27 protein-coding genes and 1 pseudogene are annotated in these 25,901 nt (G+C 53.9%); 12 read left to right on the top strand and 16 right to left on the bottom strand.

The genetic code is table 11. From position 1 onward, the window contains the following. Window positions 1-6: 6 nt before the first annotated feature. The 3 genes and pseudogenes from AM329_RS04100 to mgrB form a co-directional block, all read right to left on the bottom strand. Window positions 7-151 (bottom strand): annotated as a pseudogene (locus tag AM329_RS04100) (DUF2627 domain-containing protein). 668 nt (window positions 152-819) lie between these two features. Then, a complete protein-coding gene (locus AM329_RS04095) occupies window positions 820-1,107 on the bottom strand; it encodes a YebO family protein (RefSeq protein WP_003859907.1) in 288 nt (95 codons plus the stop codon). 74 nt (window positions 1,108-1,181) lie between these two features. Continuing rightward, window positions 1,182-1,325 (bottom strand): PhoP/PhoQ regulator MgrB, encoded by a 144-nt coding sequence (gene mgrB / locus AM329_RS04090; RefSeq protein WP_075155258.1) that lies wholly within the window; start codon window positions 1,323-1,325, stop codon window positions 1,182-1,184. Between the two features lie 160 nt (window positions 1,326-1,485). On the opposite strand from mgrB, the gene AM329_RS04085 reads away from it, so the two are divergent. After that, complete coding sequence (locus AM329_RS04085; RefSeq protein WP_003859905.1) at window positions 1,486-1,725, top strand: YobH family protein; 240 nt, start codon at window positions 1,486-1,488, stop codon at window positions 1,723-1,725. 63 nt (window positions 1,726-1,788) lie between these two features. Here the strand turns inward: AM329_RS04085 and kdgR are convergent, their stop codons facing one another. Beyond that, on the bottom strand, window positions 1,789-2,580 hold the full coding sequence (kdgR, locus tag AM329_RS04080; RefSeq protein WP_003859903.1) for a DNA-binding transcriptional regulator KdgR: 792 nt from the start codon (window positions 2,578-2,580) through the stop codon (window positions 1,789-1,791). A 178-nt stretch (window positions 2,581-2,758) separates the two neighbouring features. Between kdgR and AM329_RS04075 the strand changes: the two genes are divergently transcribed. After that, complete coding sequence (locus tag AM329_RS04075) at window positions 2,759-4,132, top strand: MFS transporter (protein WP_023314330.1); 1,374 nt, start codon at window positions 2,759-2,761, stop codon at window positions 4,130-4,132. A gap of 51 nt (window positions 4,133-4,183) precedes the next feature. Here the strand turns inward: AM329_RS04075 and htpX are convergent, their stop codons facing one another. The 4 genes from htpX to AM329_RS04055 form a co-directional block, all read right to left on the bottom strand. Then, the gene (gene htpX / locus AM329_RS04070; RefSeq protein WP_003859899.1) at window positions 4,184-5,065 is read right to left on the bottom strand and encodes a protease HtpX; all 882 of its coding nucleotides are present in this window, start codon (window positions 5,063-5,065) and stop codon (window positions 4,184-4,186) included. Between the two features lie 193 nt (window positions 5,066-5,258). Further along, window positions 5,259-7,307 (bottom strand): carboxy terminal-processing peptidase, encoded by a 2,049-nt coding sequence (prc, locus tag AM329_RS04065; RefSeq protein WP_003859896.1) that lies wholly within the window; start codon window positions 7,305-7,307, stop codon window positions 5,259-5,261. A 19-nt stretch (window positions 7,308-7,326) separates the two neighbouring features. After that, on the bottom strand, window positions 7,327-8,013 hold the full coding sequence (proQ, locus tag AM329_RS04060; RefSeq protein WP_003859895.1) for an RNA chaperone ProQ: 687 nt from the start codon (window positions 8,011-8,013) through the stop codon (window positions 7,327-7,329). 96 nt (window positions 8,014-8,109) lie between these two features. Continuing rightward, complete coding sequence (locus AM329_RS04055) at window positions 8,110-8,607, bottom strand: GAF domain-containing protein (protein ID WP_032609503.1); 498 nt, start codon at window positions 8,605-8,607, stop codon at window positions 8,110-8,112. Between the two features lie 132 nt (window positions 8,608-8,739). Here AM329_RS04055 and yebS point away from each other — a divergent pair, with 132 nt between their 5' ends. The 4 genes from yebS (at window position 8,740) to AM329_RS04035 (ending at window position 14,491) form a co-directional block, all read left to right on the top strand. Next, window positions 8,740-10,023 carry a membrane integrity lipid transport subunit YebS gene (yebS, locus tag AM329_RS04050; protein ID WP_003859890.1) on the top strand — a complete coding sequence of 428 codons (1,284 nt, stop codon included), beginning with the start codon at window positions 8,740-8,742 and terminating at the stop codon, window positions 10,021-10,023. Continuing rightward, window positions 9,992-12,625: a PqiB family protein gene (locus AM329_RS04045; protein WP_003859888.1), complete on the top strand. Its 2,634-nt coding sequence runs from the start codon at window positions 9,992-9,994 to the stop codon at window positions 12,623-12,625. Before yebS ends, AM329_RS04045 begins: the two co-directional genes overlap by 32 nt. 56 nt (window positions 12,626-12,681) lie before the next feature. Next, window positions 12,682-14,145: a 16S rRNA (cytosine(1407)-C(5))-methyltransferase RsmF gene (gene rsmF / locus AM329_RS04040; protein WP_032609505.1), complete on the top strand. Its 1,464-nt coding sequence runs from the start codon at window positions 12,682-12,684 to the stop codon at window positions 14,143-14,145. A gap of 106 nt (window positions 14,146-14,251) precedes the next feature. Beyond that, on the top strand, window positions 14,252-14,491 hold the full coding sequence (locus AM329_RS04035; protein WP_003859885.1) for a YebV family protein: 240 nt from the start codon (window positions 14,252-14,254) through the stop codon (window positions 14,489-14,491). Window positions 14,492-14,525: 34 nt separating this feature from the next. Here AM329_RS04035 and pphA read toward each other — a convergent pair whose 3' ends face one another. After that, the gene (gene pphA, locus AM329_RS04030; protein WP_023324865.1) at window positions 14,526-15,170 is read right to left on the bottom strand and encodes a protein-serine/threonine phosphatase; all 645 of its coding nucleotides are present in this window, start codon (window positions 15,168-15,170) and stop codon (window positions 14,526-14,528) included. A 167-nt stretch (window positions 15,171-15,337) separates the two neighbouring features. Here pphA and AM329_RS04025 point away from each other — a divergent pair, with 167 nt between their 5' ends. Both AM329_RS04025 and AM329_RS04020 read left to right on the top strand, forming a co-directional pair. Next, on the top strand, window positions 15,338-16,318 hold the full coding sequence (locus AM329_RS04025; RefSeq protein WP_003859879.1) for a VirK/YbjX family protein: 981 nt from the start codon (window positions 15,338-15,340) through the stop codon (window positions 16,316-16,318). Between the two features lie 45 nt (window positions 16,319-16,363). After that, window positions 16,364-16,561, top strand: coding sequence for a hypothetical protein (locus tag AM329_RS04020; RefSeq protein WP_032609507.1), 198 nt, complete (start codon window positions 16,364-16,366; stop codon window positions 16,559-16,561). Between the two features lie 125 nt (window positions 16,562-16,686). Here AM329_RS04020 and AM329_RS04015 read toward each other — a convergent pair whose 3' ends face one another. Genes AM329_RS04015 through yobA form a run of 3 tightly spaced genes read right to left on the bottom strand, consistent with a single transcriptional unit; the run spans window position 16,687 to window position 18,284 of the window. Further along, window positions 16,687-17,025, bottom strand: coding sequence for a YebY family protein (locus AM329_RS04015; protein WP_032609509.1), 339 nt, complete (start codon window positions 17,023-17,025; stop codon window positions 16,687-16,689). 16 nt (window positions 17,026-17,041) lie between these two features. Continuing rightward, entirely contained in the window at window positions 17,042-17,911 is an 870-nt protein-coding gene (gene copD / locus AM329_RS04010) for a copper homeostasis membrane protein CopD (protein WP_022651438.1), read from the bottom strand. A gap of 1 nt (window position 17,912) precedes the next feature. Further along, window positions 17,913-18,284, bottom strand: a complete 372-nt coding sequence (gene yobA / locus AM329_RS04005; protein ID WP_023314337.1) for a CopC domain-containing protein YobA — start codon at window positions 18,282-18,284, stop codon at window positions 17,913-17,915. Window positions 18,285-18,421: 137 nt separating this feature from the next. Between yobA and AM329_RS04000 the strand changes: the two genes are divergently transcribed. From AM329_RS04000 to exoX, 3 genes are all read left to right on the top strand, one after another. Continuing rightward, entirely contained in the window at window positions 18,422-18,652 is a 231-nt protein-coding gene (locus tag AM329_RS04000) for a DNA polymerase III subunit theta (RefSeq protein ID WP_003859784.1), read from the top strand. 111 nt (window positions 18,653-18,763) lie between these two features. Beyond that, window positions 18,764-19,414, top strand: a complete 651-nt coding sequence (locus AM329_RS03995) for a carbon-nitrogen hydrolase family protein (protein WP_032609512.1) — start codon at window positions 18,764-18,766, stop codon at window positions 19,412-19,414. A gap of 24 nt (window positions 19,415-19,438) precedes the next feature. Then, a complete protein-coding gene (exoX, locus tag AM329_RS03990) occupies window positions 19,439-20,101 on the top strand; it encodes an exodeoxyribonuclease X (protein WP_015570288.1) in 663 nt (220 codons plus the stop codon). On the opposite strand, the gene ptrB is transcribed toward exoX, so the two are convergent. Together ptrB and AM329_RS03980 are read right to left on the bottom strand one after the other, a co-directional pair. Further along, window positions 20,083-22,158, bottom strand: a complete 2,076-nt coding sequence (ptrB, locus tag AM329_RS03985; protein WP_032609514.1) for an oligopeptidase B — start codon at window positions 22,156-22,158, stop codon at window positions 20,083-20,085. The two genes, exoX and ptrB, sit on opposite strands and share 19 nt — an antisense overlap. Before the next feature lie 75 nt (window positions 22,159-22,233). After that, on the bottom strand, window positions 22,234-22,884 hold the full coding sequence (locus AM329_RS03980) for a tellurite resistance TerB family protein (RefSeq protein WP_032609515.1): 651 nt from the start codon (window positions 22,882-22,884) through the stop codon (window positions 22,234-22,236). A 171-nt stretch (window positions 22,885-23,055) separates the two neighbouring features. On the opposite strand from AM329_RS03980, the gene purT reads away from it, so the two are divergent. Beyond that, window positions 23,056-24,234, top strand: coding sequence for a formate-dependent phosphoribosylglycinamide formyltransferase (gene purT / locus AM329_RS03975; protein ID WP_023324868.1), 1,179 nt, complete (start codon window positions 23,056-23,058; stop codon window positions 24,232-24,234). Window positions 24,235-24,295: 61 nt separating this feature from the next. Here purT and AM329_RS03970 read toward each other — a convergent pair whose 3' ends face one another. Next, window positions 24,296-25,690 carry a hypothetical protein gene (locus tag AM329_RS03970; RefSeq protein ID WP_023324869.1) on the bottom strand — a complete coding sequence of 465 codons (1,395 nt, stop codon included), beginning with the start codon at window positions 25,688-25,690 and terminating at the stop codon, window positions 24,296-24,298. After that, window positions 25,690-25,872: a PAAR domain-containing protein gene (locus AM329_RS03965; protein WP_369705944.1), complete on the bottom strand. Its 183-nt coding sequence runs from the start codon at window positions 25,870-25,872 to the stop codon at window positions 25,690-25,692. The genes AM329_RS03970 and AM329_RS03965 overlap by 1 nt, the downstream gene beginning before the upstream one ends. Window positions 25,873-25,901: the final 29 nt, after the last annotated feature.

Here is a 25,901-nt window from a genome sequence, read left to right as displayed (position 1 = left end):
AATTCCTTAGAGTGTTTTCTTAGCCCGCAGGCTTTGACTTAGATAAAACTGAGACATTACTGCTTGAGGCACTAATATAAGGTTCGGCAGAGAAGCGGTATTCAACGACAACGTGTTTACTCAGGACTTCTTTACTGAAAATGCCACACATAAACAGAACTGTACCTCGTTTGACCCAAAACGTGTTATCACACACAACGTTTAATATGGCAAGCCATTTTTAAACATGTCTCGATCCGCCGCACAAATTCAGGTGTTACTCCATAACAATCTGCACAGTTATGCGAATTGTCAAATGAAGCGCTACCTGACCTCACTGCCCGCAGGGTGCGTTGACGCGCCCTGTAATCAAAGACTTTTTAAACATAGCTCAATCATTTCAAAGCGTCCATCCCAATCCCTGATTTTCTTTAAAAGAATGACTGAGTTAGAACATTTTGTGAAAAGTTATGCTGAAAACATTGCAACGCACCGACATGTGTCAGGGAATATACGATGTTAATTACATTTTGCTAATTGTATTAAAATCCACCATTTAATTAGCGTTATTCTGCACCAAAATAATGAAATTTTTATGACTCTGCCTCAAAACAAGGCAAGCAAAACGTTTCGATAAAAATAAAACACTTCGGGAAAGATAAAACACACAATTTATTCAACGAAACGGTAATTATCGAATAAGGATAAATATTCACCAGTTTTCAGTATGCTGAAACAATAGTTAACTGCTGCTTAATTATATGTTGGGATGTTGTGGATCACATTTGATAAGGGAGGGGATTTACGCCGTACGTCAGGCCACCTCCCTTTCCGGGCAAACTATCGTTCGGCTACCAGGCGAATGAAGTCTTCCTCGTCCTGTTGTTGAGCAACAGCGTCCTTAGGTACCGCTTTCTCCTCCGGCTCGTTGGCTTCGCACAGACGACGCAGCAACGCATTCTGCCGTTTCTGCTGATCGAGCAATGCTTCCAGCAGTTCAATCTGCTCGTTTGTGCGGGAGCTGGCGCGGTTAACGAAGAACCACAGTACCAGCCCAACGACCAGCACCACCAAAGACATTACCAGGGATGCAATGCTCAGCAGCCCCGAATTCAGTAACTCACCCATTTCACCACCTCAGTAAAAACAGTCATTTTACCACTGCCGCCACGTAAGGACATCACTCAGCGTAAAAATGGCCTCTACCAGGGGATAAACTTATTGATTGAAGAAATGCCGCTAAAGAATTGTACATCCTGATCGCACATCACATTGATAGTCTGCGTCCACAGCACCACACAAGCTATCAACACTATAATCAGAATTACCCAGCGTATTTTTTTCACTCCACACTCCGTCTTATGACCTGATGCAGCCAGGTTATCACGGTTATCTTAAACAGGGGCTAACTGTACCTTCAACAGACGCTTTTCGGAATCGTGCACTTGTTTCACTGCGTAAACCCGTTACGCTTACTCCATGACAACAAAGAAAAAAGAGGCAACGATGCGTTTACTTATTCGTACAGTAATTGTACTGGCCATTGTGTGGATCGGCCTGTTATTAAGTGGGTACGGCGTATTAATGGGAAGCAAAGAAAATGCCGCGGGTCTGGGTATCCAGTGTAAATATCTTACCGCCCGGGGGGTAAGCACGGCGCAGTACATCCATTCCGACAGCGGGATCATCGGGTTAACCAACTGTCCTGTGCTGCGTAAATCATCTGATGTGATTGATAACGGTTAATCAGCGTTGAATTTCGCTTACAAGAACGCCGCACTGTTGCGGCGTTTTTATTGAAAGCGTCGATCAGAACGGATAATCGTTATAGCCCATCTGCTCTGAAATTTTGCGCGCTGCGGTATGCAGGATCGCCACATATTCATGAAGACGCTCTTCAGAGAAACGCAGCGTTGGGAACGAAATGCTCAGGCCCGCAATGACAACGCCGAAGCGGTCAAATACCGGCACACCGATGCAACGCAGCCCCTCTTCCTGCTCTTCGTTATCTTCCCCGTAACCCTGCTCACGCACATTATCCAGCACGCTCAGCAGTTCATCCGTACTGGTAATGGTGCGGTCGGTGCTGCGTTTGTACTCCACCCCGTCAAGAATCTGCTTCACCTCTTCGCGATCGCGCCAGGCCAGCAGTACTTTACCAATTGCGGTGCTGTAGAGCGGGTTACGACGACCGATGCGTGAATACATGCGCAGGTTGTACATGGAGTCAATTTTGTGGATGTAAACAATGCTGTCTTCATCCAGCGCACCGAGGTGAATTGTCTCTTTCGTCAATCGTGAAAGTTCACGCATCTGAATGTCAGCGCTGCGGATCAGATCCACGTTTTGCAAAGCGCGGGCGCCCAGTTCAAACAGTTTCAGCGTCAGAGAATATTTTTCTGATTCTCCTTCCTGCGCGACATAACCCAATGATTTCATCGTCTGCAAAAAGCGATAAACGGTGCTTTTCGACATCATCACACGCTGCGACAACTCTGTAATACCAATTTCACGCTCTTCTCCGAGCGCCTGCAAGATGCCAAACACCTTCAGCACGGAAGAAACAGAATCTGGCTGCTTATCCAAATCTGCGATTGCCATTTATCACCTCATGGAGAGTGTTTTATAAAAATCAGAACCGGTTTTTATTATAAATTCGTGTGATGCGTGCTGCAATCTATCTGGGTTTACTTCGTTACAAATCTGCGACATAAAACCGAAATAACGATGCTAAAATAGTTACTCTGAAAATAATTTCACGCTGAGTCATTCTTTTCCCATGCAAAAAAACGTTTCTGATGGCCTGCCCTTACCGCAGAGGTACGGGGCAATTGCCACTATTGTCATCGGTATTTCGATGGCTGTCCTTGACGGTGCGATTGCCAACGTTGCTCTTCCTACCATTGCAAAAGACCTTAATGCTTCTCCCGCAAGCTCCATCTGGATTGTGAACGCGTACCAGATAGCAATTGTGATTTCCCTCCTGTCACTCTCTTTCCTGGGCGATATGTTTGGCTATCGCCGGGTTTACCAGTGCGGGCTGGTGGTCTTTACCCTCACCTCGCTCTTCTGTGCCCTTTCCGATTCACTGCACACCCTCACCCTGGCGCGTATCGCGCAGGGCTTTGGCGGCGCGGCGCTAATGAGCGTGAACACGGCCCTCATACGGCTTATCTATCCTCACCGCCACCTGGGGCGCGGCATGGGCATTAATTCCTTTATTGTGGCCGTGTCGTCCGCTGCCGGGCCGACGATTGCCGCCGCCATTCTGTCCGTTGCCTCGTGGCAGTGGCTGTTTGCCATTAATGTGCCGCTGGGTATTGTGGCGATCTTCTTCGCCCTGCGCTATCTTCCGGAAAATGGTCCGAAAAACACCATGCCGCGTTTTGACCTGCCCAGCGCCGTGATGAACGCGCTGACCTTTGGCCTGCTGATTACCGCGCTGAGCGGATTTGCGCAGGGGCAGTCTCTGTCGCTCATTGCCGCAGAAATCGTTGCCATGCTTATCATCGGATTTTTCTTCGTACGACGTCAGCTGGCGCTGCCCGTGCCGTTACTGCCGGTGGATTTGCTGCGTATTCCGCTGTTTTCGCTATCCATTTGTACCTCCATTTGCTCGTTCTGCGCCCAGATGCTGGCGCTGGTTGCGCTGCCGTTCTTTTTGCAGAGCGTGATTGGCCGTTCGGAAGTGGAAACAGGCTTGCTGCTCACGCCCTGGCCTCTGGCAACCATGGTGATGGCCCCGCTGGCCGGTTACCTTATTGAGCGCGTTCATGCCGGGCTTCTGGGGGCGATTGGGCTGGTTGTCATGGCGGTGGGACTGTTTGCACTGGCGCTCCTGCCCGCCTCGCCAGGGGATCTGGATATTATCTGGCGCATGATCCTGTGCGGGGCCGGTTTTGGTCTGTTCCAGTCCCCTAATAACCACACGATTATCACCTCTGCCCCACGTCATCGCAGCGGTGGCGCCAGCGGGATGCTGGGCACGGCAAGACTGTTAGGGCAAAGCACCGGGGCCGCACTGGTAGCCTTGATGTTTAACCTGGCCGGGCAGAATGCGACACACGTTGCGCTGATTACCGCAGGGACACTGGCGACCCTCGCGGCTGTCATTAGCGGTCTTCGTGTCACCCAGCCAAAGGCGCAGGCATAAAAAAACCGGGCGGAGAAGGACTCCTGCCCGGTTGTTTTCAACCCGATTACGTTACTTCAGATATTCGCCGCTACGCAGCGCTTCAATACGTTTATCCAGCGGCGGGTGAGACATAAACAGCTCGCTCAGCGACTTTGACTTGCCGTTGATGCAGAAGGCCATCATGCTGTTTGCTTCCTGCGGCTCGTAGCTGGTTTTAAGACGTTGCAGCGCAGCAATCATCTTTTCACGACCCACCAGTTTCGCGGAACCGGCATCCGCATGGAACTCACGATGACGGGAGAACCACATGGTAATAATGCTTGCCAGGATACCGAACACCAGCTCCAGCACCATTGAAACAGCAAAATAGATCAGCGGGTTGCCGTTGCTCTCTTCACCCTCATCACGGTTGCCACCCATAAACCCGGCAGCAATCTGCGCCAGAATACGGGAAATAAAGATAACGAAGGTGTTCACCACGCCCTGGATCAGGGTCATGGTGACCATATCGCCATTAGCGATGTGGCTGATCTCGTGAGCAATAACCGCTTCCGCTTCGTCACGGCTCATGTTTTGCAGCAGACCGGTGCTGACGGCCACCAGGGACGCGTCACGACGCGCACCGGTAGCAAACGCGTTGATATCCGGCGCGTGGTAGATGGCTACCTGCGGCATGGCAATGCCTGCCTGCTTTGACTGCTGAGCAACCGTGCTCATCAGCCACTGCTCCATATCGTTACGCGGTTGCTCAATAACTTCACCGCCCACGGATTTCAGTGCCATCCACTTCGACATTAGCAGTGAAATGAAAGAGCCACCGAAACCAAACAGCAGCGCCATAATCAACAGACCCTGAACGCTGCTCGACTGAATTCCCGTCAGGCTTAGCACCAGCCCGAATACCACCATCACCGCCAGGTTGGTGAGCAGGAAGAGCGCGATTCGCATCATAATATTCTTTTAACCTCAGTTTAACAAAACGCACTATGCGATTACCCACATCGTATGGGTATTACGGCTATTTTCAAGCATCCAGACGGCGTAAGTCACCAGAAAGACACAACTTTACACAATTGGAAATCTGCCTGACGGAAGGATGAGGAACAAAAAGAAACAGGCACAATTTCTTGTGCCTGTTGGGGGATTATTTTGTCGGAGCAGGTTGCACAGCAGGTTTCTCTTTTTCCAGCTTCGCGAGATCAAGCGCGATATGCACCGTCTCGTCCAGATACGGATCGGGCTCCTGGTAATCCTTAGGCAGATCGTCCAGTTTTTTGAGCAGAGGCTTGCCTTCACGTTTGAAGCGATCGTTGATACGCGCCAGACGTGTCGCGTCATCTTCATTGTTCTCTTTCTCACGCTGAGCGTAGTTCAGAGACACAATGTTCCGTTTTGCTTTCAGGGCGTTGAAACGCGCGATGTCCTTCATGATGTACTGGAATTCCGGATCCTTCCCGATGCGATCGTTGTGATTTTTCAGCAGTTCCGGTCCGAACTGTTTCATATCACCCGATTTCACGAATGTCGCGGCATCAATGCTATCCCACGGCAGCGCGTTATCTTCAAACTTCTCGCCCGTTTCCGTCTCTTCGGTACCTGTCGGCATCATAATATCCGGCGTCACGCCTTTGCGCTGCGTGCTGCCGCCGTTGACGCGGTAAAACTTCTGAATGGTGTACTGTACTGAGCCCAGAGCCGGCCATTCAGGGCGCAGCATCTGGTCGTAAATACGGTTCAGAGAGCGGTACTGCTGAACGGTGCCCTTGCCAAACGTCGGTTCGCCGACGATTAACGCCCGGCCGTAATCCTGCATGGCAGCAGCGAAGATTTCCGATGCAGAGGCGCTGAAGCGATCGACAAGCACCACCAGCGGCCCCTTATAGTAGACCACACCATCGGTATCCGCATCTTCACGCACTTTACCGTTGTTATCGCGCACCTGTACCACCGGGCCAGACGGGATAAACAGCCCGGAAAGCGAGACGGCCTCGGTCAATGCCCCGCCGCCGTTGCTGCGCAGGTCAATGATCACGCTGCTGACATTCTGCTTTTCAAGCTTCTGAAGCTGCACTTTCACATCATCGGTCAGGCCGACGTAGAAACCTGGGATATCCAGAACGCCAACCTTCTCTTTACCCACGGTTTTCACCGACATTTTCACCGCGCGATCTTCCAGACGGATACGCTCACGGGTCAGAGTAACGATACGGGTTTTGGTCCCCTTACCGGCTGGCAGGATCTCAAGGCGAACTTTGCTGCCCTTCGGCCCTTTGATCAGCGCAACTACGTCATCAAGACGCCAGCCAATCACGTCCACCATGCTCTTTCCGGTTTGGCCCACACCGACAATACGGTCGCCTACGCTGATCGCTTTGCTTTTCGATGCAGGGCCACCGGCCACCATGGAGTTGATTACGGTGTAGTCATCGTCCATCTGAAGCACAGCACCGATACCTTCCAGAGACAGGCTCATTTCGGTATTGAACTGTTCGGTGTTACGTGGAGAGAGATAATTAGTGTGCGGATCAATTTCGTGCGCAAACGCGGTCATCGCCAGCGAGAAAACATCTTCACTGTTGGTCTGCGCCAGTCGGCGAATAGCGAACTTGTAGCGACGGTTTAACGTCTCACGGATCTCTTTCTCGTCTTTGCCTGTGAGCTTGAGGCTCAGTTCGTCATATTTGACTTTTCCATCCCACAGCGCATTCAGTTCAGCCTCGTCTTTCGGCCATGGCGCTTTGCTGCGGTCCAGATTAAAGGTGTCGTTGCCGGTGAAGTCCATAGGACGTTCCAGCACTTTCAGCGCGTATTGATAACGCTCAAAACGGCGCTTTTGCGATAAGTTGTACAGATCGTAGAACAGATCGAGTTTTCCGGAGCGCAGCTCATCACCCACTTCGGATTTGCGTTTAGCGAACTGTTCGACATCGCTGGCCAGCAGTACGTTATGACTGTAATCCAGCAAGTTCAGATAACGGTCAAAGATTTTGGCCGAAAAGGCCTGATCGAGATCGAACTGACGATAGTGCGAACGAGTAAAGCGCGACGTCACGCGCTCACTCACCGTCGCGTGCTGAGTCTCTTCCTTGAGAACCGGAATTTGATCAACACGCGTAATATCGTCCACAGCGAAAGCGTGGCCTGTTATAGCAAACAGGCCAGCCAGCGCGGTGAGCTTAAAAAAAGTGTTCATGCCAGGCTCGGCCTCCGTTTCAGAACAACAAGTGTTCTGCGCGTACAATCATTGACATACCAGAAGTCAGCTGTACACGAACGCCATCTTTGGTGATTTCCAGTACGGTGGCGTCCATCGCGTTGTTACCCGCTTTCACCTTCAGAGACTGACCTACGCTCAGCGCATTGATGTCAGAAACCGGGGTGTGGCGCGGCTCTTCGCGCGGCGCACGTGGGGCTTTAGCTGCTGGTTTGTCAGCACGCGGTTTGCGATCGTTATTTTCAGTACGACGCGGTGCCGGGCGCGGTTTACGCTCGCGACGAGGGGCGTCTTCCTGACCGTTTGCCGCTGCGGCTTCGCGTTTTTTCGCCTGCTGTTCCGCACGCTGTGCCTGCACGCGAGCTTTGGCTTCTTCAAGCTGCTTACGCGCATGTTCTACGTGCTGCTCGTCCAGCTCACCGCACGGGTTGCCGTCAAGGTCGACACGGGTCGCACCCGGCTTGATACCGTACAGGTAACGCCAGCTCGAGGTATAAAGGCGCAAGGCAGAACGAAGCTGCGTTTTGCTGAGGTTCATCTCCCCCTCAACGCGCGCGACCAAATCCTGAAAGATACCGACTTTCAGAGGACGCGCTTCACCTTCAGCGCTGAAGCACTGCGGGAAACGCTCGGCCAGAAATGCGATAACTTCTTTACTGCTATTCAACTTAGGTTGATTTTCCATGAAATTTCCTGATTACAACGGACGTTGCCAACAAGCGCAGGCATGAACAGGCGACATTATAATGACGCTATCAGTAAATGCTACGTTATCCGTTGATTATCCTGCGACGCTCGCAAAGAATTTATGATAATCGGTGTCTGCCAGAACATTTTCCAGGTTTGCGGCCAGCGCGCGCAGCCCCTGCTCATCCTCGGCAGTAAAGCGACTGAAGACCGTGCTGTCGATATCCAGAACGCCAATAATCTGATTTTTAACCACCAGCGGCAGTACGATTTCAGAATTGCTGCTGGCATCGCAGGCGATGTGGCCGTCAAACGCATGAACATCTTCGACACGCTGAACCTGACGGGTCGCCACTGCGGTACCGCACACGCCGCGACCTACCGGGATACGCACGCAGGCGAGTTTCCCCTGGAAAGGCCCCAGTACCAGCGTGTCGCCTTCCAGCAGATAAAAGCCCGCCCAGTTCACGTCAGAAAGGCGTTCGAACAGTAACGCACTGGTATTTGCCAGAGTGGCTAAGAAACTGGTTTCCCCTGCCATTAATGCCTTAAAATCGCGATTCAGATCCGCGTAGAATTCTGTTTTGTTCATTATTCAATCACTTAGTTATCTTACATAGTTACCGCATAGCCTATTAAAATAAGCATTAAATGCGCTCATGCTCAAGATGAATCCGTTCATGAGTTATTATAACTTTCAACAATACTAATCTGTGTGCGACTGATGGCCCTAAAAACACCCCAAATTACGCCGACACGAAAGATCGTTGTCCGTACGGTAAGCCAGGCTCTGCCCCGTGCACATTATCAGCGTTGTCCCCAGTGCGATACGCTTTTTATGTTGCCGAAGATGAAATCGCACCAAAGTGCTTTTTGTCCATGCTGCGATGCCAAAATTCGCGATGGCCGGGACTGGTCATTGACGCGTCTGGCGGCAATGGCGGTAACCATGCTGCTGCTGATGCCCTTCGCCTGGACCGAGCCGCTGTTAAAGCTATACCTGCTTGGCGTGCGTATTGACGCTAACGTGTTGCAGGGGATCTGGCAGATGACGCGCCAGGGCGATCCGCTTACGGCCGCCATGGTGCTGTTCTGCGTCGTCGGCGCGCCGTTGGTGCTGGTCGCGGCAATTGCCTACCTGTGGTTTGGCAACATACTGGGGATGAACCTGCGCCCCGTCCTGCTCATGCTGGAAAAGCTCAAGGAGTGGGTGATGCTGGACATCTATCTGGTGGGCGTCGGCGTGGCGTCTATCAAGGTGCAGGATTATGCATTTTTACAACCTGGCATTGGCCTTTTTGCGTTTATTTCACTGGTCCTGCTGAGTATTCTGACCCTGATTCATCTCAATGTTGAACAGCTTTGGGAGCGATTTTACCCGCAGCGTCCCGCGACCCGGCCTGATGACAACCTGCGCGTCTGCCTGGGGTGCCATTACACCGGTTTTCCGGATAAACGCGGGAGATGTCCGCGCTGCCACATTCCGTTAAGATTGCGACGCAACAACAGCCTGCAAAAATGCTGGGCGGCGCTTATCGCCTCCCTGGTATTTTTGTTCCCGGCCAACATGCTGCCGATCTCCGTAATTTATGTGAACGGCGCCCGTCAGGAAGATACTATCCTTTCAGGGATTATCTCTCTGGCGCACAGTAACGTGGGGGTCGCCGCCATTGTTTTCATCGCCAGTATTCTGGTGCCCTTTACCAAAGTGGTGGTGATGTTTACGCTGCTTATCAGCATTCACTTTAAATGCGAACAAGGACTACGCACCCGCATCCTGCTTCTGCGATTCGTGACCTGGATTGGTCGCTGGTCGATGTTGGATCTGTTCGTGATTTCGCTGATGATGTCGCTCATCAATCGCGATCAGTTACTTGCTTTTACCATGGGACCCGCAGCTTTTTATTTCGGCTCTGCGGTGATATTGACTATTCTTGCAGTGGAATGGCTGGACAGCCGCTTACTTTGGGACGCACATGAGTCAGGAAACGCCCGCTTCGCCGACTGAAGCGAGAATTAAAACAAAACGCCGCATTTCGCCATTCTGGTTGCTACCTGTCATCGCGCTGATGATCGCAGGCTGGCTTATCTGGACGAGCTATGAAGATCGCGGAAGTACCATCACGATTGATTTCCAGTCTGCGGACGGCATTGTCGCCGGACGTACCCCCGTTCGCTTCCAGGGGGTGGAAGTGGGTACCGTGCAGGATATTTCCCTCGGCAAAGGGCTGAACAAAATTCAGGTCCGGGCGAGCATTAAGTCTGATATGCAGGATGCCCTGCGCGCCGAAACGCAGTTCTGGCTGGTCACGCCTAAAGCCTCCCTGGCCGGCGTTTCCGGGCTGGATGCGCTTGTGGGCGGTAACTATATCGGCATGATGCCCGGCAAAGGCGAGCCACAGGATCACTTTGTTGCGCTGGATACCCAGCCGAAATATCGGCTGAATAACGGCGATCTGATGATCCACCTCCGCGCGCCGGATTTGGGCTCGCTGAACAGTGGTTCTCTGGTCTATTTCCGCAAAATTCCGGTTGGTCGCGTTTACGACTACGCCATTAACCCGAACAAAGATGGCGTGACCATTGATGTACTCATCGAGCGCCGTTTTACCAACCTGGTGAAAAAAGGCAGCCGCTTCTGGAACGTCTCCGGCGTCGATGCCGACCTGAGCTTAAGCGGTGCGAAAGTGAAGCTTGAGAGCCTGGCGGCGCTGGTGAATGGCGCTATCGCCTTCGACTCACCTGCTGACTCCAGCCCTGCCGCCGCAGAAGATACCTTTGGCCTGTACGCCGACCTGGCGCACAGCCAGCGCGGTGTCATCGTCAAGCTGACCCTGCCGGATGCCAAAGGCCTGAAAGCCGGTTCGACCCCGTTGATGTACCAGGGTTTAGAGGTCGGGCAACTGACAAAATTAACCCTCAATGCGGGCGGCTCCGTTACCGGCGAAATGACGGTGGATCCGAGCGTGGTGGATCTCCTGCGGGAAAAAACGCGCATTGAACTGCGTAATCCGAAGCTCTCCCTCAGCGACGCCAGCATCAGTTCCCTGCTGACGGGAAGCACCTTTGAGCTGATCCCCGGTGAAGGCGCGCCGAACAAAAACTTTGTTATCGCCCCGGCGGATAAAGCCCTGCTGCAAAAACCGGGCGTGTTGACGGTTACGCTGAATGCGCCGGAAAGCTACGGTATCGAAGCCGGGCAACCGCTGATCCTGCACGGTGTGCAGGTGGGCCAGGTCCTCGAACGTAAGCTGACAGAAAAAGGGGTCTCCTTCTCCGCCGCCATCGATCCGCAGTACAGCAATCTGGTTCACGGCGACAGTAAATTTGTGGTTAACAGCCGGGTCGACGTGAAGGTGGGTCTGGACGGCGTTGAGTTCCTCGGCGCCAGCGCCAGCGAGTGGGTTAACGGCGGGATCCGCATTCTGCCGGGCAGCAAAGGTGCGCTGCGCGAGAGTTATCCGCTGTTCGCCAATCTGGACAAAGCCATTGAAAACAGCCTTGGCGACCTGCCGACCACCACGCTGACCTTAAGCGCTGAAACGCTGCCGGACGTCCAGGCAGGCTCCGTCGTGCTTTATCGTAAGTTTGAAGTCGGGGAAGTGATCACCGTTCGTCCTCGTGCGGACGCGTTTGATATCGAACTGCATATCAAGCCGGAGTACCGCAAGCTGCTCACGCCAAACAGCGTGTTCTGGGCTGAAGGCGGCGCGAAAGTGCAGCTCAACGGCAGCGGGCTGACCGTACAGGCGTCTCCCCTCTCCCGTGCCCTGCGCGGTGCGATCAGCTTCGATAACCTGAGCGGCGCGGGCGGCAACATGCGTAAAGGTGACAAGCGGATCCTCTTCCCGTCCGAAACCGCGGCGCGCGCGGTCGGGGGGCAGATTACCCTGCACACCTTTGATGCCGGTAAACTGGCTGAAGGCATGCCCATCCGCTATCTCGGCATTGATATCGGGCAGGTCCAGAAGCTGACGCTGATCACCGCGCGCAACGAAGTTCAGGCGACCGCCGTGCTTTATCCGGAATATGTGCAGACGTTCGCCCGGGCAGGCTCGCGCTTCTCGGTGGTTACGCCGCAAATTTCTGCCGCAGGGGTTGAGCATCTCGACACCATACTTCAACCGTACATAAACGTTGAACCGGGTCGCGGCAACGCGCGTCGTGAATTTGAGTTGCAGGAGGCAACCATCACCGACTCCCGTTATCTGGACGGTCTGAGCATTGTGGTTGAAGTGCCGGAAGCCGGTTCGCTGGGCATCGGTACGCCGGTCCTGTTCCGCGGCATTGAAGTGGGGACAGTAACAAGCCTGACGCTGGGTAATCTGTCCGATCGCGTGATGGTCGGCCTGCGCATCAGCCAGCGTTATCAGCATCTGGTTCGCAACAACTCGGTGTTCTGGCTCGCTTCAGGCTACTCGCTGGACTTCGGCCTGACCGGTGGCGTGGTCAAAACGGGGACCTTTAACCAGTTCATTCGCGGCGGCATTGCCTTCGCGACGCCGCCTGGCACGCCTCTGGCGCCTAAGGCGCAGGCAGGTAAACACTTCCTGCTGCTGGAAAGTGAACCGAAAGAGTGGCGCGAATGGGGAACGGCGCTGCCGCGTTAATCTCGCAGGCTCCGGTGTCAACGCGCCGGAGCCTTTATGTTACACTGCGCACCTGAATGTTTCCCTGTGGTGTGCCCGTGGCTCAAAACTCCGTATTTCTTCCCGAACAATTCCTCGCACAGATGCGCGAGGCGCTTCCAGCTCATCTCTCTTTCGACGATTTCGTCGCCGCATGCCAGCGCCCTTTGCGCCGGAGTATTCGCGTCAATACGCTGAAAATCAGCGTCGGGGCGTTTCTGGATCTCGTCTCCCCCTACGGCTGGCAATTAACGCCAGTGCCGTGGTGTGAAGAGGGTTTCTGGATCGAACGGGATGACGAGGAGAGCCTGCCGCTCGGCAGCACCGCCGAGCACCTGAGCGGGCTGTTTTATATTCAGGAAGCCAGCTCCATGCTGCCGGTTGCTGCGCTGTTTGCCGACGGGAACCAGCCTGAGCGGGTTATGGATGTCGCGGCGGCGCCGGGCTCTAAAACCACGCAGATTGCCGCCCGGATGAACAACCGCGGCGCGATCCTCGCCAACGAATTTTCCGCCAGCCGCGTCAAAGTCCTGCACGCCAATATCAGCCGCTGCGGGATCCACAACGTCGCGTTAACGCACTTCGACGGTCGCGTGTTTGGCGCTGCCCTGCCGGAAGCCTTTGATGCCATCCTGCTCGACGCGCCCTGCTCCGGCGAAGGCGTGGTGCGTAAAGATCCTGATGCGTTAAAAAACTGGTCCGTTGAAAGCAACCTGCAGATCGCCGCCACGCAGCGCGAACTGATCGACAGCGCGTTTCATGCCCTGCGCCCAGGCGGGACGCTGGTTTACTCTACCTGCACGCTGAATCGCGATGAAAACGAGGACGTCTGCCTGTGGCTCAAGCAACGCTATGTGGATGCCGTCGAGTTTCTGCCGCTGGACACCCTCTTCGACTCGGCCAGCCATGCGGCCACGCCTGAAGGCTTCCTGCATGTCTTCCCGCAGATTTACGATTGCGAAGGCTTCTTTGTTGCCCGTCTGCGTAAAACCCGCGCCGTCGATCCCTTGCCTGCCCCTAAGTTTAAGGTCGGCAACTTCCCGTTCGCGCCGGTCAAAGGCCGTGAGGCGGCACAGGCGCAAGCGGCTGCGAGCAAAGTCGGCCTGCACTGGGATGAGAGCCTGCGCCTCTGGATGCGTGACAAAGAGCTGTGGCTGTTCCCGGTCAACATCGAACCGCTGATTGGTAAGGTGCGTTTCTCCCGCCTCGGTATTCGCCTGGCGGAGATCCACAACAAAGGCTATCGCTGGCAGCACGAAGCGGTCATTGCGCTGGCCGGCAGTGAGAACACCTTTGCCCTGACGCATCAGGAAGCGGAAGAGTGGTATCGCGGTCGTGACGTTTACCCGGAAGACGGCCCGTTACAGGATGAAGTCATCGTGACGTATCAGGGCTATCCGCTGGGGCTGGCGAAAAAAGTCGGCTCGCGGCTGAAAAACAGCTATCCGCGCGAACTGGTACGCGATGGCCGCCTGTTTACCGGTAACAACCGCAGCGCCTGAAAAAAAGCGCATTTTTTTACTGGCGATTTCGCTCTCCTTGTCTAGGATCAAAAATGGGTGACTGCACTGGTCATACCAGATTTTGGGCAACAAACCGGAGAGCATTATGACGAAAACCAGCGTACGCATTGGCGCTTTTGAAATCGACGACGCTGAATTGCGCGGCGAATCACAAGGCGAACGAACGTTAAGTATTCCCTGCAAATCCGATCCGGATTTGTGCATGCAGCTGGACGCCTGGGATGCAGATACCAGCGTCCCGGCAATCCTTGATGGGGAACATTCCGTTCTGTACCGTGAGCATTACGACAGTAAAACCGATGCCTGGGTCTTGCGTCTTGCCTGACCCAAAGAGAACCCGCCCGAAGGCGGGTTATTTATTACTGAAGCTGCGCCAGCGTCAGAAAGCCCCCGAATACTGCCCCCGTATCAATGTAGTGCAGATTGTTAAAATCGTAGCGTTTGTCCACAGGCGTATGTCCAAACCAGAAGTGATCCGCGCCGCTAATGCCCTGCCCTTTGCCCACCATAAAGCCCATTAACCGGTCGCGATCCCACAGCACGCGCTGGGCATCCACCGGCTTATGCCAGCCATATTCGGCGGAGGGATAATCCGCATGAGCAATCACGTTGAGACCGTTTTTGCAGGTTATTTCAATAATGTGCGGTAAGTCCCGACACGCGTCGAGTAAACCCTTCGCCTGTTTTTGTTGAGCGTCCTTAAGACCGGTAAACCAGTTACCACCATTTATCGACCAGAGACTAAAATCATTATTTTTAAGCGCATCTAACGCCATTTGCTCGTGATTACCGCGTATCGCATAAAACCAGTTTTCCTGCATCAGCTGTAAACATTTTACGCTGTCAGGCCCGCGGTCGATAATATCCCCCACCGAGATCAGCAGATCCGTATCAGGATTAAAATGTCGTCGTTTCAGCTCATCCATAAGCCACTGATAGCAACCATGAATATCGCTGACAACCCAGACATGACGCCAGTGTTCTCCCTCTATTTTCTGATACATAACGCCTCCTGTAAGAAGTATAGCTGCCACAGAAAATGTCATGAACTGGCGTCGGATTTCGCGAATCCAAACAAACCATAAACCAGCCGGAAATAAAGATCGCTGCGCTATTAATCCCTTATTCCCTGGCCTTTAAAATAGAGCGGAATAAAAAGAGGGATTTTCACGTGTCAAACATACACCTGCAAAACGATGTTTTTTATCCGCATCGCACAAATATTATTTCTGAACTGGTGAGAGGAAAACGCGTTCCCGGCCCAATCTGGCACAAACGTGATTACCGGTTAAAGTTCCTTCTGCGCTCGCTTTTATTCTGGTCCTCCACCCATCGCATGCTGGAGGCCCTGTCCGGGCGCGATGATTTCGACAGGCTGCTCACCTCTCAAATTACCTTGCCGAGTAAAACTCACCGCCAGTATCTGATGCGCGGCCTGAACTCAAACGACCGGGCCGATGCTATCGTCAGCCACTATCAGTGGATTGATAGTCTGAAAAACATCGCCCTCGCCCACGCGCTGACCAGCCCGCAAGAGGTGCCGGTTGTCCGGTTCGAGGCAAAAAACGGCGAAATCTATACAGTCCACGCCTCGTCCGCAGGTAAGGCCGAACGCGAAGGCGAAAGCACGCTTTGGCTGCACGACAATGACAATACGCTGCTTGCCAGCCTGACGTTCTGTGTCGCACGCAGTAACGGCCGTACGGTGCTGGTGATCGGCGGCCTTCAGGGTCCACGTCGTCATGTTTCACGGGAGGTGATTAAACAGGCTACCCGTGCCTGCCATGGTCTTTTCCCGAAACGCGTGCTGATGGAGGTGATCTTCCAGCTTGCCTCACGCTCGAACATCAGCGCGATTTTTGCCGTCAGCGATGAAGGCCATGTTTTCCGCGCGCTGCGCTACCGTCTGAGCAAAGGCCGTCATTTTCACGCCAGCTACGACGAGTTCTGGGAAGGCCTGAACGGAAAGAAACTCTCCCCCTTCTGCTGGCAGTTGCCGCTCCAGATGGAGCGTAAAGCACTGGAGGAGATTGCCAGCAAAAAACGCGCCGAATACCGTCGCCGCTTTGCGTTACTTGATGATATTGCGGCTTCCGTACAGGCGCGCATTGATCCCGCAGTCGTCTCAGGCAAAATACAAACAAAAATTTAACAAAACAGCCAAAAAGGACTGGACTTACGCCTGCCGGGTTGTGGTATGTTTGAGGCAGGCGCACAGGAAGTGAACCTTCTGCTGAGACGAAAACCGGATTTTATCGTTTATTTTCATGCGGATAAAAAGAGACCGAATACGATTCCTGTATTCGGTCCAGGGAAATGGCTCTTGGGAGAGAGCCGTGCGCTAAAAGTTGGCATTAATGCAGGCTCAATCGCCTTGCCCTTTAAGAATAGATGACGACGTCAGGTTTTCCAGTCCACAGTAAAAGTGGTCTGAAAAAAAGCGTCAGAACATCACTAAATGTGAAAAACCGCAGAGCTTTTACAAGCACCTGCGGTTTTTTTTTACTGGAAACCTGACGGCTAGCAGAGCTTTTCAGCGCGCTCAATAAACGGTGCCAGACTTTTCTTCTGCCCGGGGTTTGCCGGGTCATCCACCTGGATCACGCTGACAGGCTGTCCGTTACTTTTCCCGCTGGCCACCTGCTGCTCCGCTACGTCATTTAACGGATACTGCACGAGCGTACTGGGATTGATGACATACAGCGCGTTACCGGGACGGCAGGTGAGCATGACCTCTTCACGATTAAATGCCCAGTTCTCCTTGCCCACTTCAAACCGGCTGACGGTGATGACCTGCGGCGCGGCCAGCGCACTGCTGGCACAGGTGAGAAGTAAAAGAGAAAGCAGTGTCTTTTTCATATGTTATTTAACCTTGTCAGAAGGGTTCCCAGGTCGCGAACAGGCTGACGGCCGCCAGTACCAGCGCGCCCAGCACCACCTCTGCCTGTGTCATCCTGATAAAAATCTGTTGTTCCCGCCCGGCCTCCGGGCGAAAGCGTGGCACAAGAAAATACCGATTCGCCAGCGCAATTGCCACCATCATCATGACCAGCGCACATTTGAACAACAACAGCTGGACATAAGGCGCATGCCACGGCACGTTTATGCCAACAATAAAGAGCGTATTGATTATCCCGGTCAGCAGCACGCCTGCCACGGCGTAATGCCCCACGCGGGAGAAGCGCATCATGGTAAAGATAGCGGCTGGCTGCCAGCGGCCTTTCGCCAGACGCATACAAAACAGCAGCGGCAGTAAACCACCCACCCAGGTCGCGGCGCAGAGCAGGTGAAGCGCATGGTTGAGACGATGCAATGCTCCCGGTGCGCCACCGTTCATCGCGGCATGTCCCACGCCCGCCAACAGCACCAGCTGCCCCATCACGAGCAGTAACAGCCGTGAGCCTTTTTGCGGGGTAAGCCATGCAGCGCCCGCCGTCACAGCGGCCAGCACCATTTGCCACAACCAGACGCCGCCAAATTGCGTTCCCAGCACGCTGCGCCAGACCGCCGGACGAATGACATCGCTCCAGCCGTTGCCCATCAACCCACTTTGCAGGCCAAACATCAGCAGAGCCGCCATCAGGCTGATTAAGGCCGCGAGTTTCTGCTGCCGCTGGAAACGCCGGGTCATGAGGCGCTGCAACGAAGACGGTGCAAACCAGACGCTGTAAAGCGCGTTGCCGAAAAGCAGCATCAGCGCAGCAAAATGGATAAAGCGTAACGCGACGTAGCTCAGGGCCAGCATACTATTTCACGCTAAAGTGATAGCTGCCTTTGGTTTTGTGGCCGTCCACGGAGACCACATGCCAGTCCACCGTGTAGGTGCCGGTCGTCAACGGTTTCTCAAGAGGAACAATCAGCTTTGCGTTATCCTTCTCGTCACGCTTCACCGCGCCGGTCTGGATCTTGTGCTGCTGCGCGTCCGTCACCACCACGCCGCTGAAGGCAGGCTCAATGCCTTCCGAGAAGTTCAGGGTAATGACCTCTGGTGCCACCGCAACGGTATTTTCCTGCGGGGATTGCTGCTTAAGATGCGCATGGGCCAGAGCTGAGGTCGCGGTTGCTGAAGAGAGCAAAAATGCCAGCGCGCACGCGACGCGGGAAGGGGTAAAGTGCATCACAATCATTCCTTTTCGTTATGCCTGAATGCTAAAGAATAACTCTGTATAATTAACGAGTCGAGGAACATCCTTTGCTCCCTTGTCATCGTTGAACAATCGCGGTAACGTTGCCGCCGCAGAAAAAGGAGAAGGAAATGAACGTTAACCTGGCCGCCCTTCCTCAGGACGAGATGGACAAAGTGAATGTCGATCTCGCCGCCGCGGGTGTCGCATTCAAAGAGCGTTACAACATGCCCGTCGTAGCTGAAGTGGTAGAGCGTGAACAACCCGCACATCTGCGCGACTGGTTTCGCGAACGTCTCATTGCGCATCGCCTCGCCTCCGTCAATCTCTCGCGCCTGCCGTACGAACCTAAAGTTAAATAAGCTTAACGTCTCGTTACACTTCCTTACGCGTTATGTGGCAGGATAAGAAAACCCTGATAAATTTAGGTGTAATCTTAAAATCCCAGCGACTTAGTGTATAAGGAAGTCACGATGTCACGATGGAATATTGCCGCGGCTCAGTATGCCCCGCGGCACAACTGTGTTGATGAGCACGTAAAACATCACCTGCACTTTATTGCCGAAGCTGCCTGGCATGGGTGCGATTTGATCGTCTTTCCGGAGCTTTCGCTTACCGGCCCAGGCGGAACATCCTTACCCCCACCTCCTGACGATTTGCAGCTTGCCCCCCTCCTTCACGCCGCCCAGTCACGTTTCATCACGGTGATTGCTGGTATTACGCTCCAGCAACACGGCCAGCGCCAGAAAGGACTCGCGCTTTTCACCCCTAACCTGTCGACCATCCGGCGTTATCCGCAGGGCAACGGTGCGGGTGTTATTCCTGGCGATAAAAGGTTAACCATCGTGGATAACCAGGCTGACGCCCCGGAACTGGACCCGGAGGCAACGCTGTTCACCAGCAGCCTGGCCGTGGGCGAGCACCGCTGGCGACAATCGATCGGTTCGTTACAACGCTTCGCGCACAAGTACGCCATCGCGGTATTAATGGCGAACGCGCGCGGCGGTAGCGCGTTATGGGATGAAAAAGGTCAGCTGATTGTACGTGCCGATAAGGGAGAACTGCTGCTAACCGGTTCTTTAGGCCAACAGGGTTGGCAAGGCAATATCATTCCATTAGGCTAGGCATTTTAGGATCAGGAGCGATCAATGCTGCGCGTTATCGATACCGAAACCTGTGATTTGCAGGGTGGAATTGTGGAAGTCGCTTCTGTCGACGTGATTGACGGAAAGATAGTCAACCCAATGAGCCATCTGGTGCGCCCGGATCGTCCCATCAGTGCGCAGGCGATGGCTATACATCGCATTACGGAATCGATGGTGGCGGATAAGCCGTGGATTGAAGAGATCATCCCTCTTTACCACGGTAGCCAGTGGTATGTCGCCCATAACGCCAGCTTTGACCGCCGCGTGCTGCCGGAGATGCCCGGCGAATGGATTTGCACCATGAAGCTGGCGCGCCGTCTGTGGCCAGGGATCAAATACAGCAATATGGCGCTGTATAAGTCGCGCAAACTCAGCGTGCGAACGCCGGAAGGGCTGCATCATCACCGTGCCCTCTATGACTGCTACATCACCGCAGCGCTCCTGATTGATATCATGAATACTTCCGGCTGGACGCCAGACGATATGGCGACCATTACCGGGCGCCCCGCGCTACTGACTACCTTTACGTTCGGTAAATATCGCGGGAAGCCAGTATCGGAAGTGGCGGACAAAGATCCGGGCTATCTGCGCTGGCTGTACAACAACCTCGACAGAATGAGCCCGGAACTGCGCCTGACGCTGAAGCATTATTTAGGCGAAGCCTGAGTCCCCGCCCGGCCTGGCAGCGTATCCTGCGCCAGGCCAATCAAAAAGGCGTACTCCAGCGCCACCCCTTCATAGGATTTAAATCGCCCTGATTTCCCTCCGTGCCCTGAGTCCATATCGGTACACAGCAGCAGCAGATTATCGTCAGTTTTCAGCTCACGCAGCTTCGCCACCCATTTCGCGGGCTCCCAGTACTGCACCTGGGAATCGTGCAGGCCGGTGGTCACCAGCATATGCGGATAGGCTTTCGCCTCGACGTTATCGTACGGGCTGTACTCTTTCATGTAGCGATAATAGGTTTCATCCTGCGGGTTCCCCCACTCTTCAAACTCCCCGGTGGTCAGTGGAATGGACTCATCCAGCATGGTCGTCACCACGTCCACAAACGGCACCTGGGCGATAACGCCTTTAAACAGTTCAGGCCGCTGGTTGATGACGGCACCCATTAGCATGCCCCCGGCGCTGCCCCCCATGCCAAAGCAGAGCTGCGGATCGCCATAACCCTGCGCGATCAGCGCATCGCAGACATCAAGGTAGTCGTTAAAGGTATTTTTCTTTTTGAGAAATTTTCCGTCTTCATACCAGTGCTGACCCAGTTCGCCGCCACCGCGAATATGGGCAATCGCATAAACAAAACCGCGGTCGAGCAGGCTCAGCCTGCTGCTGCTGAAATCGGCGTCCATGCTGGATCCATAGGAGCCATAGCCATAGACGAGGATGGGGTTTTTACCTTTGTTGAAGTGCGCCTTGTGATAGACGAGCGATACAGGGACTTCAACGCCGTCGCGTGCGGTCACCCACAGGTGCTCACTGCGATAATTTTCCGACTCAAAACCCCGGACCTCAGCCTGTTTAATCACCTGACGCTGCCCGGTGTCCATATCCAGTTCAAACAACGTATCCGGGGTGGTCATCGACGAATAGCCGTACCGCAGGCGGGACGATTCCGGTTCCGGGTTAAAGCCGATCCACGTTACGTAAGCCGGGTCATCGAACGCAATGCCCACCACTTCGCGGTTTTTGCGGTTGATTTGGCGGATACTGGTCAGTCCGCGCTGACGCTCTTCCACCACCAGCCAGTCGGTAAACAGGGTGAACCCCTCCAGCATCACCTGATCGCGCGCGGGAATTAACACTTCCCATTTGCGTTCATCGCGCACTTTGGTTTTATAAAGGCCAAAGTTTTTGCCCTCGCGGTTCGAACGCAGGTAAAAGCTGTGCTGGAAGTGATCCAGGCTGTACTCATGATCTTTACGGCGCGGCAGGAAGCACAGCGGCTGCGCATCCGGCAGCTCTGCATCCAGCAGCAGCACTTCTGAGGTGGTGGCGCTGGAGAGGAAAATGATCACGTAGTGGCGAGACGACGTTTTGTGCAGGCTGACATAGAACGTCTCGTCTTTTTCCTCGTAGACTAATTCATCGTCGGCGGAATCGGTCCCCACCGTATGACGCCAGACCTGATAAGGCAGCAGCGTTGAGGCATGCTTTTTAACGTAGTAGACCGTTTCTGAATCGTTACCCCAGACGAAATCGGGGGAGACATTATCCAGCATTTCGGGATACCAGTTTCCCGTTTCAAGATTGCGGAAACGCAAACCGTACTGGCGGCGGGAGAGGTAATCCTCAGCCAGCGCCATAATGGCGTTATCGGGGGAAATGGACATGCCGCCCAGCATATAAAACTCACTGTGGGCAGCACGTTTGTTGGCATCCAGCAGGATCTCCCATTCGTCCCACTCGGCGCTCAGCACAGACTGGCGCTGGTAGATGGGATATTCGTTTCCCGGCTCATAAATATGGCGATAGCGATAACCGTTTTTGCACCACGGGGCAGAGACATCACGCTGGGGGATACGCTGCACCATTTCGTTCAGGAGCTGATCCTGAAGCGCCTGCTGGCTGGCCATGACCTGGCGGCCATAGTCGTTTTCCTCGTGCAGATAGTCGAGCACCTCTGGCCGGGAACGAGAATCGTCCCGCAGCCAGTAGTAGTTATCGATACGCGTATCGCCATGCGTGGTGATCGCATAAGGAGTACGTCGGGCTTTTGGAGGCATGGCATTCTTACTTTTTCGTTTTACATCCTATAAGGTTGGCAAAACACGCGTATGATGCAAGCGAAACATGGCCTTCTAGCCCGCGAGAGTCTGCTTCTGCTGCTGAATATCCTGCTCAATTCCCTCGCGAACGTCCTGGGGGATCTTCAGCGCATCGCCCAGGGCGTTCAGGTAGCTGCGCTCCATAAAGTGATCGATATCGATGGCGGCACAGCTCAGAAAATAGAGTTCCAGCGCCTCTTCTTCGTTTTTCACGCCTTGCGCCAGACGCTGCGGATCGAGCGGCTGTTCAATGGCCTGCGCCACCAGCGCCCTGCCCTGCTCCTCAACGCCCGCTTCCCGCATCTGCTGTTCAATTGCGGCACGTTCACTGGCATCAATATGCCCGTCGCTCTTGGCTGCAAAGACCAGGGCGAGGATCAGGCGCTCGGTGCGTAAATCTAACGGTGATACCTGCTTCCCGTACTGCGGTTCATCCTGATGCGCGCTGCGCACCTTGTCTTTGTATTTGTTCCATAAGACGGAGCCTGCAATAGCCCCTCCGCCCGCCAGCAGCGCGCCGGTACCGTATTTGGTAAGCAGTTTCCGCGATGATTTATTGGCAACCAGCAAACCGGCCAGCCCGCCAAGCGCACCCGGCACCAGCAGCTTGCTTAGACCCTGCTCGCCCGACGACGAGCCTTTTTGTCCCAACAGGGATTGCAGTTGATTCATCCAGCCTGACATATTTTTCCTCACGTAACAGTGCGTAACCTTCACAGCCTAAGCGAGCGGGTGTCAGGAAATGTCTGTCAGTGCTAAAGAAGCGCAAATTTCCCCCTTGTCCGGTTATCCCCATACAAGACAGACGCAAACGTTTTCGTTTATACTACCCGCATCTTTTTCAGGGGGATTTTTATGACTCTTTTAGGAACCGCGCTGCGCCCTGCCGCGACGCGCGTCATGCTGTTGGGATCGGGTGAACTGGGTAAAGAAGTGGCCATTGAATGCCAGCGTTTGGGCGTGGAGGTGATTGCGGTGGACCGTTACGCGAACGCCCCTGCCATGCACGTTGCGCATCGCTCGCACGTCATCGATATGCTTGACGGCAATGCCCTGCGGGCGTTAATTGCCGAGGAAAAACCGGATTTCGTGGTGCCTGAAATTGAGGCCATTGCCACTGAGATGCTGGTTGCCCTTGAGCAGGAAGGCCAGCGCGTAGTGCCTTGCGCCACTGCGGCAAAACTGACCATGAACCGGGAAGGCATTCGTCGCCTGGCGGCAGAAGAATTACAGCTCCCGACCTCCAGCTACCGTTTTGCCGGGGATAAAGCTGCGTTTCTCCAGGCCGTCGAAGAGATTGGCTACCCGTGCATCATTAAGCCGGTAATGAGCTCCTCCGGCAAAGGGCAGAGCTTTATCCGCGACAGCAGCACGCTGGACCAGGCCTGGGACTATGCCCAGCAGGGCGGTCGTGCCGGTGCCGGGCGCGTCATCGTGGAAGGCGTGGTGAAGTTTGATTTCGAAATTACCCTGCTTACCGTCAGTGCCGTGGACGGCGTTTATTTCTGCGACCCGATTGGTCATCGTCAGGAAGACGGCGATTATCGAGAATCCTGGCAGCCGCAGCAGATGAGCGCGCTGGCGCTGGCACGCGCGCAGGAGATCGCCCGCAAGACGGTGCTGGCGCTGGGCGGCTACGGCCTGTTCGGCGTGGAATTGTTTGTTTGCGGCGACGAGGTGATCTTCAGCGAAGTCTCCCCTCGCCCGCACGATACCGGGATGGTTACGCTGATTTCACAGGATCTCTCCGAGTTCGCGCTGCACGTGCGCGCTTTCCTCGGCCTGCCGGTTGGCGGCATCCGTCAATACGGCCCGGCAGCCTCCGCGGTGATCCTGCCGCAGCTGACCAGCCAGAATGTCACCTTTGATAACGTCGAAGGTGCGGTTGGTGCAGGCTTACAGGTCAGACTGTTCGGTAAACCGGAGATCGACGGAAGCCGTCGTCTGGGCGTGGCATTAGCAACCGGGGAAAACGTGGACGAAGCCGTCGCGAGAGCGAAAATAGCGGCCACTGCGGTAAAAGTGACAGGGTAAATAACTATAGGCTGGTCAACTAAGCGACCAGCCACATTACATGATTAACATTGTTCCGTTTCTATCGCTTCCATTCGTATTCCATATCCTCGTAGGCTTCATTCGTTTTCGAGATGAAAACAAAAATACCGAGGCCAATAAAAATAACGAAGGGAATGATGATGCTCGCAATCAGTTCCCAGATTGCTGGCGGATCGTTTTGCGCCAGGAAACTGATACGATAGGCAATGAGGGATAACACGCAGAATAAAGCCGCCATCCCCGCAGGATAAAGGGGATTACTCCAGTTACACCAGGTAAGTTTTTTTGGGATAGCTGTCTTCATGGAGGAAAGCGAAGTAATACAAAATTTGTTTTTGTCTGAATAAGCTGCCAGTTGCTCCCCCTGGGCATATTTGACCGCATCCGCCGCAAATGCCAGAGCCAGCCACCGATACCCGGCACTCTTTGCGCCCAGAGAGGCATCGATATCCAGCCGTTCCACCGTGAGCGCTTTTTTATCCAGTGCCTGCATTAATGGATATTTTTCAATACGGGACAGCCCGGTATACCAGAGATTTTTCGGCGTAAGTACCGAACCCGTCTCAAGGAAGACCGCCATTTTGTCCTCTACATCGGTCACGTCAGACATAGGCTGATATAAATATACCGGTTTTTCGCCCTCCTCCCGGACATAATGACTGGTTAGCAGGAATGCACATGCATTTTCCATGCTCTTTGATTCGCCGCTTTCTTCATGTAAATCAACGATAACAATCAACCGGTTTTCAACTCTGTAATCAGATAAGTTCATCCATTGGCTAACGATCGCGTAGTCAGGACATTCTGTGCTGTACTCAATTTTACACGTGCTTGCCGTTTCAATACCCAACCGCTCCAGAGTGCGCCTCAGTTCATCAATGCAGGATCCACTCCCTCCGTGAACCCAGACAACGGTTTCAAAAATACGGTAGTTATAGTCCTTCAATTTTTCTGCCATCGGGTCCAGTAAGCGGTAAAACATCTGTTCATTCCTGGTCTGGTCGAAGCGATCTTCCAGCTGAATATTAACCGGCGTTTTCGGTGCCAGCGGAAATTCGCCTTCCAGTTTCAACATATTCAGCGCGGGTTCCTCCAGGGGGGTGATTGCAGACCATGCTGCGATAGCGATATTTTTTCGCGCATACGCCTTTAAATTAATCTCCTGCTCTTTTGCTATGAATTTTCGGGTTTCAGCATAATGAATGTTGGCGTCATGAAATATGAAACTTGTAAAAACTAGCAACGATACAACACAGATGGGCAGAATAACTGAAGGCACAAAAAAGAGAGCCGTAACGTGTTCCTGTTCAGGCCAGGTGAGAGCCCGGATCGCGAGGCCCATTGCGACGGCTATCACATAGAGGAAAACAATCATGACGACTGGCACAGTGGAATCCGGGTCTGGCTGTTGTTTGTATAACCACCACGCGCGCATTACGAAGCTCCCGCCACAGGTAAGGTACTTTTGATTTCACATCCACACGCCGCGCGACAGCCATCTACCACAACCCCACGGCCATGCATGGTCCAGGTTGGGTGACATTCAGTGATTGCGAACGTCCCTTTATGGAGCGGACACTGCGCAAGATCATCTTTTAAGGCCACGGGCTGCCCCATAAAGTCTGCCCCAGAGGCCTTAGTGACTT

It is taken from the genome of Enterobacter cloacae complex sp. AR_0002, from assembly GCF_001922365.1.
Taxonomy (GTDB): Bacteria; Pseudomonadota; Gammaproteobacteria; order Enterobacterales; family Enterobacteriaceae; genus Enterobacter; species Enterobacter hormaechei_C.
This window is presented reverse-complemented; position numbering and strand designations above follow the sequence as displayed.

What these genes read in the sequence shown, in the direction of transcription:
- AM329_RS04095 (WP_003859907.1), bottom strand. Translation starts at nt 1,107, where the DNA reads ATGGGTGAGTTACTGAATTCGGGGCTGCTGAGCATTGCATCCCTGGTA.
- AM329_RS04085 (WP_003859905.1), top strand. Translation starts at nt 1,486, where the DNA reads ATGCGTTTACTTATTCGTACAGTAATTGTACTGGCCATTGTGTGGATC.
- kdgR (WP_003859903.1), bottom strand. Translation starts at nt 2,580, where the DNA reads ATGGCAATCGCAGATTTGGATAAGCAGCCAGATTCTGTTTCTTCCGTG.
- AM329_RS04075 (WP_023314330.1), top strand. Translation starts at nt 2,759, where the DNA reads ATGCAAAAAAACGTTTCTGATGGCCTGCCCTTACCGCAGAGGTACGGG.
- htpX (WP_003859899.1), bottom strand. Translation starts at nt 5,065, where the DNA reads ATGATGCGAATCGCGCTCTTCCTGCTCACCAACCTGGCGGTGATGGTG.
- prc (WP_003859896.1), bottom strand. Translation starts at nt 7,307, where the DNA reads ATGAACACTTTTTTTAAGCTCACCGCGCTGGCTGGCCTGTTTGCTATA.
- proQ (WP_003859895.1), bottom strand. Translation starts at nt 8,013, where the DNA reads ATGGAAAATCAACCTAAGTTGAATAGCAGTAAAGAAGTTATCGCATTT.
- AM329_RS04055 (WP_032609503.1), bottom strand. Translation starts at nt 8,607, where the DNA reads ATGAACAAAACAGAATTCTACGCGGATCTGAATCGCGATTTTAAGGCA.
- yebS (WP_003859890.1), top strand. Translation starts at nt 8,740, where the DNA reads ATGGCCCTAAAAACACCCCAAATTACGCCGACACGAAAGATCGTTGTC.
- AM329_RS04045 (WP_003859888.1), top strand. Translation starts at nt 9,992, where the DNA reads ATGAGTCAGGAAACGCCCGCTTCGCCGACTGAAGCGAGAATTAAAACA.
- rsmF (WP_032609505.1), top strand. Translation starts at nt 12,682, where the DNA reads ATGTTTCCCTGTGGTGTGCCCGTGGCTCAAAACTCCGTATTTCTTCCC.
- AM329_RS04035 (WP_003859885.1), top strand. Translation starts at nt 14,252, where the DNA reads ATGACGAAAACCAGCGTACGCATTGGCGCTTTTGAAATCGACGACGCT.
- pphA (WP_023324865.1), bottom strand. Translation starts at nt 15,170, where the DNA reads ATGTATCAGAAAATAGAGGGAGAACACTGGCGTCATGTCTGGGTTGTC.
- AM329_RS04020 (WP_032609507.1), top strand. Translation starts at nt 16,364, where the DNA reads ATGTTTGAGGCAGGCGCACAGGAAGTGAACCTTCTGCTGAGACGAAAA.
- AM329_RS04015 (WP_032609509.1), bottom strand. Translation starts at nt 17,025, where the DNA reads ATGAAAAAGACACTGCTTTCTCTTTTACTTCTCACCTGTGCCAGCAGT.
- copD (WP_022651438.1), bottom strand. Translation starts at nt 17,911, where the DNA reads ATGCTGGCCCTGAGCTACGTCGCGTTACGCTTTATCCATTTTGCTGCG.
- yobA (WP_023314337.1), bottom strand. Translation starts at nt 18,284, where the DNA reads ATGCACTTTACCCCTTCCCGCGTCGCGTGCGCGCTGGCATTTTTGCTC.
- AM329_RS04000 (WP_003859784.1), top strand. Translation starts at nt 18,422, where the DNA reads ATGAACGTTAACCTGGCCGCCCTTCCTCAGGACGAGATGGACAAAGTG.
- AM329_RS03995 (WP_032609512.1), top strand. Translation starts at nt 18,764, where the DNA reads ATGTCACGATGGAATATTGCCGCGGCTCAGTATGCCCCGCGGCACAAC.
- exoX (WP_015570288.1), top strand. Translation starts at nt 19,439, where the DNA reads ATGCTGCGCGTTATCGATACCGAAACCTGTGATTTGCAGGGTGGAATT.
- ptrB (WP_032609514.1), bottom strand. Translation starts at nt 22,158, where the DNA reads ATGCCTCCAAAAGCCCGACGTACTCCTTATGCGATCACCACGCATGGC.
- AM329_RS03980 (WP_032609515.1), bottom strand. Translation starts at nt 22,884, where the DNA reads ATGTCAGGCTGGATGAATCAACTGCAATCCCTGTTGGGACAAAAAGGC.
- purT (WP_023324868.1), top strand. Translation starts at nt 23,056, where the DNA reads ATGACTCTTTTAGGAACCGCGCTGCGCCCTGCCGCGACGCGCGTCATG.
- AM329_RS03970 (WP_023324869.1), bottom strand. Translation starts at nt 25,690, where the DNA reads ATGCGCGCGTGGTGGTTATACAAACAACAGCCAGACCCGGATTCCACT.
- AM329_RS03965 (WP_369705944.1), bottom strand. Translation starts at nt 25,872, where the DNA reads ATGGGGCAGCCCGTGGCCTTAAAAGATGATCTTGCGCAGTGTCCGCTC.